Here is a 14,247-nt window from a genome sequence, read left to right as displayed (position 1 = left end):
CGCTAGGAAAGCTCCTAAGGCATCGAGGAAACGTCGCGATCATTAACCGTACTGCAGGCACCCTTATGATTGCCGTGGGGCTTTGGCTCATTTTGCAGGGGCGCTGACTGCGCAAAATCCTGGGTGATTGTAAAAATCACGGCTGACATTACGCTATGGCATGCAGTATGTTGCTCTGTAGTTTGATGGATTCCGCAGGAGCAAGCACATGAGCGATATTCGTGACCGCGCAAAAGAGCATTTCCCTTCGGTGCTGTTAACTCTACTCAGTATGGTTCAGGCCCTGGCGCTGGAATTGCTTTGGGCACGACTGCATGAAAACGCTTACCCATTCGAGCTTAGCTGGCCCGCAATAATCGCCTGGATGCAAGTCGCTGCGACGGTTCTCGGCCTGGTAGTGATCTGGGTCGTGTACGCAAGCAACGCGATGCGGTTTCGCTGGGTGCCAAGTACGAGTGATTCCCTATACCCGTTCTTTATTGGCTTTATGCAATTCTTATTGATCGACAACATGCGTTCAGACAGGACAGGATGGTGGTTGATTTGCATGGCGGTCATTTTTGGATTGATGGTTTGGGTCTCTCACTCAACCATGCGGCGGGCCCGGTTGGACGGCAGTAACGACGACTACTTCAAGAACTCCGCACCCGCAAAACGACGTGACTTTTATCCGCAATTTACGTTAATCGGCGCACTTTTTCTTGGTGGCGGATATTTGATTAGCAGCATTGACCAAGGGTTGATTGCATTCTCAATGATGTTGTTCGTCCTAATACTATTGGCCTGGCAACTCTACGGCGCAGCCCGCTTCTGGGAGAAATCCGTGGCTGTACTAACTGACTAACGGGTCTTTGACCACCCAGGAGCAGGCTTAGCTTGGGTCTAAGCGATCGAATCCTGACTGAACATGATGTTTCAATTTAGTGACATACTCCCAGCCCGACAGGCGTAGCGACAGACTGTCGAACGAACACAATTTTTTAAAAGGATCTCTTCCATGCAATCTCCAGTCTCGAGCTATACCCACTCCTTGCGCAGTCTGGCCGCCATACTAAAGACCGCCGCGACCCACTGTGATGATCGGAGCATTGATCCCGACATTTTGCTCAACGCACGACTCTTTCCCGATATGCTGAACTTAATCCGCAACGTCTTGATTGCCTGCGATACAGCAAAGGGCCTTGCAGCGCGACTATCCCAGACTGAAAACCCGGTGTTTGAGGATACCGAGACCACCTTCGACGAACTTCAGGAACGCATCAGCAAAAGCATTGAGTTCATGGAGTCAGTTCCAGAGGCCGGGTTTGAGGGGGCGGAGGAACGAGAGGTCGTTCTAAAGTTCGGACCTGAGGAAGCAAGGTTTATGGGTTCTACCTATCTCAGTAACTTTGCAGCACCGAACTTCTATTTTCATATGTCCACCGCCTATAACATTCTGCGTCATAACGGCGTAGAAATTGGCAAGCGAGACTTTCTCGGGGCAGCCTAAGTGGGACCGTCGCGCGGTTTGTCGGCAGGGCACTAGGAAGCGATAGCTAAGCAATGGCTGATACCTTTGTTTTTGAGGCGCCCAGAGATTGTCCTGCGCTGCCTCTTGTATTCGACTCTCCCCACAGCGGGCAGCTATTTCCACCAGACTTTGTGTCCAGCGTTCAACCAGAACAATTACGTACCGGTTGCGACTTGTTTGTGGATGATCTGTGGGGAGCGGTGCCGAGCATGGGCGGGCAGCTGCTGCACGCGCTTTACTCGCGCATGTATATCGATCTAAATCGCGCGCCTGACGATATCGATCTTTTACTACTGAAGGGCCCGGTGGGCGAGGTTAATCCTACCGCCTACAGCGAGCGCGGCATGGGATTGATACGGCGACTCGCCCTGCCCGACCTGCCCATGTATGAGTCTCGATTTTCACTTTTTGAGATACGCGCTCGGATTCAGCAGTATCACAGTCCCTACCACCAGAAACTCAAATCAACTCTGGACGCACTACATCAGCGATTTTCTGGCGTGTGGCATATTGATTGTCACTCCATGAAATCCCGCGGCAACCTCATGAATATTGATAGCGGCGCGCTACGCCCCGATGTGGTGCTTGGCGATAACGATGGCCGCAGCGCGGGAGCAGACTTCGTTGACGTGATTGAGCAAGGATTTGTGCGTCTTGGCTACAGTGTGGTTCGCAACTCGCCCTACAAAGGCGGCTACCTCGTGCGCCATTATGGCGATCCAGAAAACAACCGTCATAGCACGCAGATAGAAATTAATCGCGCGCTTTACATGGATGAACAGCTCTTTTCACCCAATCAGAATTACGCGGCGTTCAAGAAAGACTTGTGTACGATAAGCCAACAAATCGCTGACTTTGTCGGATGTGCAGTTGCCTAAACCCGGTGGATTTAGCATAGAGTCATAAAAAGTAGAACGACTTATGGAACAGCTCAAAGACGACAAGAAACCCCTCAACCCCATCATCATATTGCTTGGCATTCTGCTCCTCGCAATGGGGCTAAGCTACGTCGTGGACTCCGGCGAGTTCGAGAGAAATGGTCGACTCGTTGTGCCCGGCAGCTATAAGCTGCTCGAGAAAGATATTTCTCCTAAGGCGCTTTTTGATAGTAGCGTCGAAACCGCAGGCCTCTCCGCAAAACCGGTAAGCCTCTCGGGGGTGCTTTTATCAATTCCCGAGGGATTGGAGAGAGGTTCCGGACTCATTTTCATGGTCTTGATCATTGGAGGGATGTTCGGGATTTTGCGAGATTCGGGCACCATTGATGCCGGACTCGAACGTTTGCTTGGCCTGGTTAAGGGCAATGTCTACGTTCTCGTGATATTGCTGATGACTGTCTTCTCAGCGGGCAGCTCCTTTTTGGGGCTCGCATCCGAGTATTTGTTGGTGATTCCGCTGATGGTCGCCATGGCTAAAAGGCTGGGGCTCTCGCCTATCATTGGCTTTGCCATTGTTACCATATCGGTGAAGGCAGGCTATTTGGCCTCGGTAACTAACCCATTGCCGTTAACCATCGCTCAGCCCTTGGTCGATCTGCCAATTTTCAGTGGCGCGCTGGTGCGCTTCTATTTCTATCTGGTTTTTCTCGCTCTTGGAATTGGTTTTCTCTGCTACGTCATTCGCAAGCATGCCCGGTCAACGGATGTTGATTTAGGGTTTTCGGGGTCCGCGCTGAGCGCGCGGCATTTATCGATGCTGTTGATTCTGTTGGCTGGTATCGGTGGACTGGTATTCGCCTCGACGCAGTGGGGTTGGAAACATCAGTCACTCAGCGCGTACTACATCGGCTTATGCATGATCCTCGCAGCCTGTAGCGGTTTGGGCCTCAATGGGTCGGCTGACGCTTTTGTCTCAGGCATGAAAAAAGTTTTGCTGGCCAGCTTTCTGATTGGTGTGGCGTCGGCAGTTGCAATAACCTTAGAGAAGGGCAAGATTCTCGATTCAGTCGTGCATAACTTGGTATTAATGATTGGTCAGGACAACCCCAGTATCTCCGCCTTAGGCATGTTTTTTTGCCAGCTAATGCTGGACTTCCTAATCCCCTCCACCTCGGGTCAGGCGGCGGTCAGCATGCCGATCATGGGACCTATCGGTCAGCTCTCGGGAGTTTCAGCGCAAACAACGGTAGTGGCCTTTTTGTTTGGTAACGGCATAACCAATATGCTCACCCCCACGTCCGGCACATTACTGGCTTACCTGGCCACAGCCGAGGTGAGCTGGAGCAGTTGGGCAAAGTTCATTTTACCGCTGTGGGCGATCTACATAGTGACGGCGATGGTCTTGTTGTTGCTCTGCGTCGAGTTGGGTTACTAGCCTGTAAACATGAGCTCTTGTCTTAGTTACAGGTCCCCAAATCGCCGGACCCAAGGTTGAAAATTGGCAACACGCGGTCTATCTTTATCTGCCTCGACCCGCATGGCGTAGCTCCCGTAAAGCACCAGATACTGGCCAGTGTCGCCCTTGCGTCGCCGCTGCACGCTTGCCTTGCCGGCCAGTGAATGCTGGTCGATAAAAGATAAGGCTGAATCCTTCGTACTAAACGCCCCCAGTTGTAAGGTGAAGTATTCCGGAGGCTGGGCCGTCGGACCGTTTCCTCCCGATGCTTTAGTTCTTTTTGAGGACCCACGACTCGCGGTAGCAGATCCGCTAAGGTCGCCTCCAAGGCAGTGCGACACCGCTAGTTCGTCGCCAGCCGCCACCTGCTGGTACTTTTCCCAAAACGCGGCATCGACCTTTTTGCCATAGGCGGACGCTTCGTCGCTGCGATAACGCGATGTTTTGCTGGGACCGCCGTTGTAAGCAGAATAGCTAGCTCGCGCGAGATTGACGGCGCCACCGGGTTGTTTGTGCTCTCCCCGGCGGATGGCGTACTTTAGCAAATAGTCGATCAAAACCTCTGCACCTGCAGCGCTGTTATAGCCAATATCCCAGCGCAGCTGCTGCTGACTATAGAACCCTCGCCACACCCGCTCATTGATCTGCATTAGTCCAACATCGCCCGTACCTGAGCGCAGCGGTACCAGCTTTCTGTCGTCACTCACCACGTAATGCCGCCAACAACTCTCCTGCCATGCGGTGGTAAGCACCAAGCGCCGAAACAGCTCCTCGTACGCCGGGTCAAGATTCCTTTTGGCCATTGCTGTACTGGCCGACGCCTCTAGTAGCTCAGCCACCTGCGGAAGGTACTCTGACAGATCCTCGCGCTTCGGCGCCCAACTGTTAAGACTGTTTGGAGTGGCCGCCATCGCCTTCGGGAACAGTGAAAAATCCAGCCTCCAGGCTGACGGTGGCGCAGTGGCCTTGACGCTTCCTTCCAGCAAGTCCCGCAGCTGGGGATCAACCTCATCGGAGTACTGCAGCAGCTCATCACCCGCTTCACTATTAATCATTCTTGCCAGCCGTCGCAAACCATCTGCCGATATGTCCAAACCGATACTCGGCCCGAGTTGATCAAGCGCTGTCAATGCGTCGGTCGAGGCAACAACGCTGAACAGCAGAAGAGGCTCCTGGCCCTGCTGCTCCAGACCGATGCGTCTGATAACCGGAGCAAGCGCTTGCCAGCTTTGCAAAAACCAATCGCGCACGGCATCACCCTCTGCATCGGGCGACTCAATAAGTGCGTCGCGAAGTCGATAGCGGCTTTCTATGAGCACATCCAGGAGCGCGTCGCGCAGCTCCTGTAGCTGCGTCGCGGCGGCATAATGCTTTACGGTCAACACCAGCACTGAGTCCATCAATTGCCAGCGCTCTTCCCAACGGGCAAGTTCTGCATCGTTAAGCGCATGCTCCACAGGCAAAGCCTCGGATGCAGGCTCGACAACAAACACAATATTTGCTTCCAGTGCTTCGTCGCTCGCCCGCAGATCGCTCAGGCGCAGCGTGTCCAGCAGAGCCTGTATTTGCTGGCGGGAATGTCGCGGCAAGGCCTCTGGGAGCAAGTCCTTAACCGACTGTAATTGTGGAGTAAGATCGACGGTAAAGCGGCTGAACAATGTCCGCACGCTGCTCTCCGCCATCTCCTGCATTCGATCATTACTAATACGCACACCCGCCTGATTCATTAGCCATACCTGCTCTGGCACAAAACCCAACACGGTGCCGTTGCTCTGCGTCTCGGGCATCCCAGCTACGCCAACGCGGCCCTCCCAGCTAAAGAGCGTTGCGCAAGCACCCGGGGCACCCACACCCACGCGGGCACGAAGATCAGCAAGCACCTGCAACTGCAAATCTTTAGGTGACAGCACTGGCTGACTCACAACAACTTCACTGCAGGTACTCGGGTCGTTAAGAAGCTCCCTGCTCTGCCCGGGGCCCTGAAATAGCCCCGCAACAAGCAGCTGCTGCAGCAGTGGATAATCAAAGCGAAGGGGAACAGCCACCTCAGTGGTCTGAACCGGCGGCGCAGCGGAGTCCGGTGCCATAGATTCATCGGCATTCTTCTTGCCAGAGATACCGATGTGGCGGACCGCATCCAATCCCGACTCCGGATCGATGACGCGGCCATGATTAATAGCCAGGGTGTAGTCTCCAGCCACGGCAGGGTGGGCGGTAAAGAGCAAGATACAAAATAGCGCGCGATGAATTATTTCCATTGTTATAGGCGTTACTTCTATTTATGGGCGACAAGCAGTATCCCGTATAAATTCGGATTGTGCAGTAGCGAGATTCTCTCGGTGGTGGGGGTCGGTGCCTGCGCTATCATAGCCGCGGCTTACTGAATCGTCCGACAAGGTTGGTTTAAAAATGCGACTGCCCACGGCGCTCGCAATGCAAAGGGAAACACGACATGCACACACCGAAGACAAAGAATCTGGCCCGCGCGATAGCCCTTTGCGGGACCCTGTACGGGACCTTAAGCGGAACAACGGCACTCGCCGAAGCAACTGCCGATTGGGCACACTTCGGTGGAGATATTGGTGACACGAAGTATTCTGCGCTTGATCAAATTAATGCCAAAAATATTGATCGCCTAAAAGTTGTCTGGCGCGCGCCCGCCCTGGACCCTGCATTACTTGCAGAGAACCCAAGCCTCCGGCCGTCTAACAACTACCGAAATGCGCCGCTTGTGGTCGACGGCGTTATGTACATGAGCAACCAGATTGGACAAGTCGAGGCCCGCAACCCGGGTAGCGGCGAGCTCATTTGGCGTCAGACCAATGCCGTTGGCGAGTCTACGCCCAGACGAGCCAGCGCGAGCCGTGCCATCACACTTTGGGGCAGCCGTGATGCGGCCCGTGTAGTCACCATTCGCGGCTCCTACCTTTATCTGCTGGTCGCCAAAAATGGCGCTGTGGTCACCGATTTTGGCGACAACGGTCGTGTGGATCTTCGGGAAAATCCCAAGAATGTATTTGCCTGGAATGCGCCGGCACCCATCGTCGTCAACGATGTCATCGTGGTCGGCGGCCAGCCCATCGCCACAGGCACCGGCGACATCAACAAGGCATCGCTTGCCGGTGACGTGCGCGGCTATGACGCACACACGGGCACGCTTTTGTGGACCTTCCACACCGTTCCTCGGGAAGGCGAACCCGGTACAGAAACCTGGGAAAACGAATCCTGGCGTCAAGGCGGCAAGACCAAGGTCTGGTCCGCGTTCAGCGCTGACGAAGAACTAGGCTACGTATACCTGCCTCTGAGTGCGCCCTCAAACGACTATTACGGTGTGGCGCGTCCCGGCGACAACCTCTATTCCGACTCCATCGTCGCCCTTGATGCAAAGACCGGCAAGAAGGTCTGGCACTTTCAAACCGTTCACCACGACCTGTGGGATTATGATCTGCCAACGCCGCCAATGCTGGCGGACATCAAGGTCAACGGCGAGCTACGCAAAGCGGCTATTCAGGTCACCAAGATGGGCTACGTCTTTGCCTTTGATCGAGCCACCGGCGAAGCACTGTTTCCAATCATCGAAACGCCCGTGCAAGCATCCAGCATGCCCGGCGAAAAGGCGTCGCCAACGCAACCTATCCCCGTAAAGCCTAAGCCCTTTGATCGCCAAGGCATGAATGAGGATCAGTTGATCGACTTTACACCACAGCTGCGTGCCGAAGCTGTCGAGATCCTCAGTCGCTACGTGCATGGAGAGATATACACACCACCCTCTGTCGCGGGAGGAGCGGACGGCAAGCTAGGCACACTCTACCTACCCGGCTGGGTTGGGGGAGCGAACTGGACCGGTGCAGCGCTCGATCCACAAACAGGCGTGGCCTACATCCCCTCGGTCACGGTGCCCTGGGTTGGCAGAGACAACTATCGTCGCCCTGCCGAAGACAAGCTGTATTTAGAAGGCCCGAAAGGACTGCCCATAGTCAAACCGCCCTATGGCAGGATTACGGCCATCGACATGAACAGCGGCGAACATCTATGGATGGTTCCCAACGGCGATGGACCCCGGGACCACCCACTGCTCAAGGATCTCGACCTCCCGCCCCTCGGTCAGGCGGGCCGCGCTGCGCCCCTGCTGACCAAGTCCTTCCTGTTCCTGGGTGAGGGATCCCCGGTGGGCATCAGCATGCCCAAGTTTAGTGGCGGCAACATGTTTCGCGCCTATGACAAACAGACGGGCAAAGTGGTTTGGGAGACCGATCTCGGTGCGGGTACGACATCCCCTCCAATCAGCTATATGTTCGAAGGAAAGCAATATATTGTCGTGGGTGTCGGCGGCGTGGATCATCCCGCAGAACTTGTCGCAATGAGCATCGACTAAGCAGACAGCGCCGAGCGATCACAGCCGCCAGCGCAACACCCAATTTACGGAGCAGACATGATCTCTAGGCTTTCCTTCACCATTGCTGTTGCAACTTTGGCAACGATGCCCCTTGCCAGCATCGCCCAAACTGTCGACACCCCGGGCGTGACATCACCGCTCACCGAGGCCCAGATCGCCCGCGCCTATCCACAGGACGCGCTTACCGGTGCGGCGGTCGACGGGCCGGTACTTCTCAAGAGCAAAGGCGGTATGTCTCTTCGGGTCGTCAAACTGGCCGAGGGTCTGTCGCATCCAGACGGATTGGTGTTTCTGCCGGATGGTCGCAGCATGCTGATCACCGAGCGCCCCGGGCGTTTGCGAGTCGTGACCGACGGCGTGCTCGACCCGGTGCCTGTCGCTGGTCTGCCCGCCTTAAACAACGTTGGACTGGGCGGTCTGCACGATATCGTTCTGCACCCCGACTTTGCGAACAACCAGCTTCTTTACATCTCCTACACAAAGGACAGAGAGCCGCAAACGGGAACAACGCTGGCGGTTTTGCGCGCTCGCTTTGATCAAGGAAGATTAAGCGACGTTGAGGACATTCTTGTGGCTGATGCCTGGGAAAGCCCGCTGGGCACCTACGGCGGACGCATGGTCTTTGGACCCGACGGTATGCTTTATATCAGTGTCGGTGATCGCGATGGCACAACCTCGAGCGACCAATCCAGCGCACGGCCCCAGGCGCAAAACCTGAACAATCACATTGGTACAATTCTGCGCGTGCGTGCAGATGGTTCCGTTCCACCTGATAACCCCTTTGTGAACGACCCCAACGCAAAGGACGAGATCTACAGCTACGGCCATCGCAATGTGTACGGCATTGACTGGGATCCAAAAACGGGAGACATGTGGGCCTCCGAATTCGGCCCCGCAGGTGGCGACGAAATCAATCGTGTGATCCCAGGGCACAATTATGGATGGCCCCTTGTGTCTTTGGGCAGGCACTACTCCGGCAGCCTCGTCTCCGATCAGCCCTGGCACCGCGACGGTATGGACGATCCACTGTTTTTTTGGAACCCACCCTTCAACCCCGAAAACATGTTCTTTTATACCGGCGACAAGTTCCCTCGCCTGAAAGGCAGTTTGATGGTGGCGGGCGCGGGCTCCAAAACAGTTGCGCAGATGGTCATCCGAGGCGACTTTATTAAGCAGGGCGATACGATGCTGAACGAGCTAAACCTGCGCTTTCGTGACATTCGCCAGGGCCCGAACGGCTACATCTACGTCCTGACCGAAGGGCGACTGCGGGGACCCAAAGACACCGACGGCATGTTGCTGCGGCTTGAGCCTCCAGCGCTAGCGGTCGCCCCCTCCGTTAGCTCCACAGCTATGACCAACAGCATGACGCTACCCGAGGCACCGGGCCGAGAGCAGACCATGGAAGCATGCACTCGCTGCCACGGCATCGACCTCACTCTTGCCCAGCGACGCTCACCCGATGAATGGATGCAGGTTGTCAGCGTAATGGTCGGCAACGGCATGGCACTCACGGACGCGGATTACACAACGATCGTGAGCTACCTGTCGGAGAATCTGTCCGACCTGACAGCCAGCCCACATTAAATAAGAGCGGGATTCTTATCATGAAAAAGACCATAGCTGATCTGGTGAACTTCGCAGCTAGCGCCGCGCCCAACGAAACCTACCCAACTCCCGCAGAGAAGTGTGTTCAGGGGTCGCCCATGCAAAACGCCACTACGCACTACGCGGTAGATGACAAGTTCGCTGCGGGCGAATGGGAATCAGAAGTAGGCCGCTGGCGCGTGGACTACAGCGAGCATGAGTACTTCGAGATTCTCAGCGGCCATTCAGTACTCTATGACGATGCCGGCAACAGCATGGAACTCAAAGCCGGCGATCGTGTTTGCGTGCCCGCAGGGTTTAGTGGCGAATGGGAGGTGATCGAGCCGACGCGCAAAGTGTTCGTTATCTATGAACCGTGAATTTTCGAACAATGTCGTTAAACGTGGCTGGGGCGATCTCTTACTCTGGCCTGTAGTCACTCATCGTTGGACCCTGGACCACCGACGCTATTTGCAGCACCAATAATAAATAGAAGGACGTACCCATGAGCAACGAATCCCCTTCAATAACTATCCAGCCATTACAAAAATCTTTTGGCGCCGTAGTGACCGGTGTTCGACTCACGGAGCTTGATGACAATCGCTTTGATGAAATCTATCAAGCCTGGCTGAAATATGCCTTGTTGATATTCCCGGAGCAGCACCTTAGCGACGAGGATCAAACAAGCTTTGCCCGACGTTTTGGCAATCTGATCGAAGGTCTGGAAGCCGCTGAGATTAGTAACGTTTTAGCTGATGGAAGCATGCGCGATGCACCCGATGACGACATGATGAAAATCATTCGTGGCAATTTACATTGGCATCAAGACAACACTTACATGCCCATACAAGCCAAGGGCGCCGTTTTTAGCGCTAAGGTCGTCCCCAAGGCACAGGGTGATACAGCGTTTGCAGACATGCGCGCAGCCTGGGATGCACTGGACGAGACAACGCGTGATCGTCTCTCCTGTCTATCGGCCCATCACTCTCTTGCTCGCAGCCAGAAGGCTCTCGGCGAGGAAACAAAAAGCAAGGACAGCGAGTACATGGGTTATGGCCTTATCGTGGAGGACATTCCCCGTCGACCGCTTCTAAAAATTCACCCGGAAACCGGACGTAAAACACTGGCCGTAGGGCGACACGCTTTTGGTGTTACCGGTCTTTCTCAGGAGGAGTCAGCTTCGCTGCTCGATAAGCTTATCGAGTTTTCCGCGAGTGACGATAGGCGCTGCTATCAGCACCGCTGGACCCAAGGCGATGTCGTGGTATGGGACAACCGCTGCCTGATGCATCGTGGCTGTGCTTGGGACTATTCAGAACCGCGAGTCATGCTGCATTCGCGCATCGCTGGAGATCCGATGACAGAAAGCGCCGAACAAGCATAAAGCTACTATCGAACTGTGCGACATCGCTACAACCGGTTACTGTCATCCGTACAAAAATTTCCTGTGGCATACCGCTGAGTATGGTCTACCTTAGAGAGGATGCTTCAATTCGTCGCATCATTCCGCGAAGCCTTCGAAAAGGCCCGCTACTCAATAACAGGAAAACAATAATGAAAAAAATCTTTGTCGGCGCTATTGGCGCACTCGCGACGTCCGCTGCCCTTGTTGCCCATGCAGATACTGTGAAGGTCAATAGCACCGCTCACTGGGTACAAATGGACGCCGGACAGCCGGTAGAGATGCCGAACGGTGCTAAAGGTAGAACCACAATGAGAGCCCATGCCACTGTAATGCAGGCCGATGGCAGCTTGAGCAGCCAATGGTGTACGGGGCACCAAGGCGTCGGTCCATCTGGCGAAGCCGGCGGAGCCGGCTATTGCACAGCATTCTCCGACAACGGAGACATGCTCTATATTTCCTACGTTCTCGGCGGACCTGATCAAGGCGGAAAGTGGATGGTCATGGGGGGCACTGGCTCATACGCAGGCGCCACGGGCAGCGGAACCACAAAAGTGGTGTCGCGCAGATCCGACGGCCAAGCCTGGACCAGTCAGTCCATGGGAAGCATCATGACTCCGTAGTAAGCCCCATCGATAGTGAGCCCCATCGATCAAAGGCGTCTTCGGGCGCCTTTTTTATCCCCGTAGTAAAGGCGACGATCAGTTGGATTCATCTCTCTCACTAGCAAAGCGCGTTTTGCTAACCTCAGATAGTTCCCAGTGGTACCGAATCCTTGCTTGGGCTATCTTCTATATGCTGAAAATCAATGAGCATAAGTTGTGAGTCTTCTCGGTGAGTTAAAACGTCGTAATGTATTTCGCATAGCTGGCGTTTACTCCGTCGTAGGCTGGCTGCTGGTACAGGTTGCTGCCTCGTTAGAAGAGGCCGTAGGCCTGCCAGCCTGGTTCGACGGCTTTGTCGTGTCACTCCTGGCCATTGGTTTTCCCGTTGCTCTGGTGATTGCCTGGGCCTTTGAGTTGACCCCCGACGGCATAAAACGCACGGTATCGATCGATGCGGATGAAAGCATCACCGCACAAACCGGCAGCAAGCTGGATATCGTATTAGTGCTTGCGCTGCTGCTTTTCACTGGCGCAATGCTTGTTCCCAAGTTATTCAATTCTGAGCAATTACCGGGACTGGTTGCAGGCTCCGCCGCTGCGGAGGCCTCCATTGCCGTACTCCCCTTTGCCGACCTGTCACCCGGTGGTGACCAGGAGTACTTTGCTGACGGCATCTCCGAGGAATTACTCAACGTTCTTGCCAAAGTCAGCGGCATGAAAGTCGCAGGCCGGACCTCGTCCTTTGCCTTTAAAGGCCGCAACGAGGATCTGCGGGAGATAGGCCGCGTGCTGGACGTTGCGCACATTCTCGAAGGCTCCGTGCGCTCCCAGGGCAACAAAGTGCGTGTGACTGCACAGCTGATTCAAGTGAGCGATGGGTTTCATTTATGGTCCGAAACCTATGACGGTGACCTGAGCGATATTTTTGCCGTGCAGGACGATATAGCCAATCGAATACTGGTGGCCATGAAGAGCCAGCTACAAGTCGAAGAGGCTCCTACCCTGGCACCGGTGCAGCGTACTGATGTAACCGCCTACGGCCTGTTTTTGGAAGCGCGAGACCTGATATTTACCCGAGACCCTGCGGGTATGGAACGCGCCCTTGATCTGCTTAATCGAGCCATCGAAATCGACCCAAGCTACGCGCCGGCCTACGCATCCCGGGCAAAAGCCCTGGTGCTGTTATCTGATCGGCCCGGCTCTTACGGCAAGCTGCCAGCAAAGGAGTCATTCGTGCAGGCCAAGACAGACGTGGAGCAAGCGCTTGGGTTAGATGCGGATCTCGCCGATGCCTACGCCGTGCGCGGCCTTATCAATAGCGATACGGGTCGCGCAGACTACGCGATTACCGCGCTACGTCGTGCGATTGAGCTAAGCCCGAATTCCCTGGATGCGCGAAACTGGCTGGCTTTGGCACTGGCAAACGACGGGCGGCTCCGTGATGTGGCAGCCCAACTCAAGGCGCTGGTAGATATTGACCCGCTGTACAAGCCAGGGGTTAACAACGCGATTCTATACAGTATTGATATTGGCGACCTGGACACAGCACGCCGCGTGGGCGAACGCTTTATTGCCGCCACGCGGGACGAGACCGAAAAAGTCATTACGCGCAGCACGCTGCTTTACCTCATCGATGGAAAGATTGCCGAGTCGATCAAACTGCGTGAAACCGTATCGGAAGTCGTGGTGAACAGTCTGGATAATTCCAGCTTGCGATCGGCGTACTATGATTTGGGCGTGATCGAAGAGTATTCCGGATCCGCAGAGATACTCTCGATCTTCAAGCCTTGGGAGTCGGTGCGTCGTGGAGACCCGCAGACGGGCAAAGAACTCGCGCTTGCTACTGTGGAAGAGAACCCTGATTACTATGCGGCGCATGCTGTATACATTGGAATTCTCGCTCAGCTAGGCCAAGACCGCGAATTGGTCGACTACTTTGAGCGCGAGTATCGAGGCAGCCTTGAGGCCTACGCCACGCGCCTTCGCCCTGGAGTAAACGCTGATCCACCTCCCTATCTGGAATTGGCCATGGCGCTCCGTGAGGTGGGAGAGCAGCGTTTGTACGAAGAAGCGATGCAGCGCATGCGCTTTGCCATCGACATATTCAGGGCAGGCGGTGACGTGTCTGTGGGCCGCGACATGGATGAGGCCCAGTACTGGGCAATTGTAGGCGCCAATGACAAGGCCCTGGGGTTCCTCGAGCAGGCCTTTGCCAAAGCTTCGCTTCTCAATATTTTCGACTTTGTCACGCGCCCCTTTGAACCCTTGCTGCAAGAGCCGCGTTTTATCTCGCTGCGCGAAGCCAATATCAAACGGATCAACGAGGAGCGTAACATCCTTGGCTACAAACCTTTGACCACTGCATTCTATGACCGGTATGCGTCCATGCTTTGAGCGTTACCCTTTGAGCTGA

11 protein-coding genes are annotated in these 14,247 nt (G+C 55.0%); 10 read left to right on the top strand and 1 reads right to left on the bottom strand.

Going from position 1 to position 14,247, the window contains the following annotated elements:
- Window positions 1-208: 208 nt before the first annotated feature.
- From ACI9KD_RS07695 to ACI9KD_RS07680, 4 genes are all read left to right on the top strand, one after another.
- Window positions 209-844, top strand: coding sequence for a hypothetical protein (locus ACI9KD_RS07695; protein ID WP_414980579.1), 636 nt, complete (start codon window positions 209-211; stop codon window positions 842-844).
- A gap of 153 nt (window positions 845-997) precedes the next feature.
- On the top strand, window positions 998-1,489 hold the full coding sequence (locus ACI9KD_RS07690; RefSeq protein ID WP_414980578.1) for a DUF1993 domain-containing protein: 492 nt from the start codon (window positions 998-1,000) through the stop codon (window positions 1,487-1,489).
- 53 nt (window positions 1,490-1,542) lie between these two features.
- The gene (locus ACI9KD_RS07685) at window positions 1,543-2,388 is read left to right on the top strand and encodes an N-formylglutamate amidohydrolase (RefSeq protein ID WP_414980577.1); all 846 of its coding nucleotides are present in this window, start codon (window positions 1,543-1,545) and stop codon (window positions 2,386-2,388) included.
- A 43-nt stretch (window positions 2,389-2,431) separates the two neighbouring features.
- Entirely contained in the window at window positions 2,432-3,823 is a 1,392-nt protein-coding gene (locus tag ACI9KD_RS07680; RefSeq protein WP_414980576.1) for a YfcC family protein, read from the top strand.
- 26 nt (window positions 3,824-3,849) lie between these two features.
- Here ACI9KD_RS07680 and ACI9KD_RS07675 read toward each other — a convergent pair whose 3' ends face one another.
- Window positions 3,850-6,102, bottom strand: a complete 2,253-nt coding sequence (locus ACI9KD_RS07675; RefSeq protein ID WP_414980575.1) for an SPOR domain-containing protein — start codon at window positions 6,100-6,102, stop codon at window positions 3,850-3,852.
- A 194-nt stretch (window positions 6,103-6,296) separates the two neighbouring features.
- Here ACI9KD_RS07675 and ACI9KD_RS07670 point away from each other — a divergent pair, with 194 nt between their 5' ends.
- From ACI9KD_RS07670 to ACI9KD_RS07645, 6 genes are all read left to right on the top strand, one after another.
- Window positions 6,297-8,219, top strand: coding sequence for a PQQ-binding-like beta-propeller repeat protein (locus ACI9KD_RS07670; RefSeq protein ID WP_414980574.1), 1,923 nt, complete (start codon window positions 6,297-6,299; stop codon window positions 8,217-8,219).
- A 57-nt stretch (window positions 8,220-8,276) separates the two neighbouring features.
- Complete coding sequence (locus tag ACI9KD_RS07665; protein WP_414980573.1) at window positions 8,277-9,827, top strand: PQQ-dependent sugar dehydrogenase; 1,551 nt, start codon at window positions 8,277-8,279, stop codon at window positions 9,825-9,827.
- Between the two features lie 20 nt (window positions 9,828-9,847).
- Complete coding sequence (locus ACI9KD_RS07660) at window positions 9,848-10,207, top strand: cupin domain-containing protein (RefSeq protein WP_414980572.1); 360 nt, start codon at window positions 9,848-9,850, stop codon at window positions 10,205-10,207.
- Window positions 10,208-10,332: 125 nt separating this feature from the next.
- A complete protein-coding gene (locus ACI9KD_RS07655; protein ID WP_414980571.1) occupies window positions 10,333-11,211 on the top strand; it encodes a TauD/TfdA dioxygenase family protein in 879 nt (292 codons plus the stop codon).
- Between the two features lie 170 nt (window positions 11,212-11,381).
- Window positions 11,382-11,852, top strand: coding sequence for a hypothetical protein (locus tag ACI9KD_RS07650; protein WP_414980570.1), 471 nt, complete (start codon window positions 11,382-11,384; stop codon window positions 11,850-11,852).
- A gap of 198 nt (window positions 11,853-12,050) precedes the next feature.
- Window positions 12,051-14,228: an adenylyl cyclase gene (locus tag ACI9KD_RS07645; RefSeq protein ID WP_414980569.1), complete on the top strand. Its 2,178-nt coding sequence runs from the start codon at window positions 12,051-12,053 to the stop codon at window positions 14,226-14,228.
- Window positions 14,229-14,247: the final 19 nt, after the last annotated feature.

This window comes from Congregibacter sp. (assembly GCF_047617445.1).
Lineage (GTDB): Bacteria > Pseudomonadota > Gammaproteobacteria > Pseudomonadales > Halieaceae > Congregibacter.
Note: the sequence above shows the minus strand (reverse complement) of the source record. Positions and strands in the feature narration are given on the sequence as shown.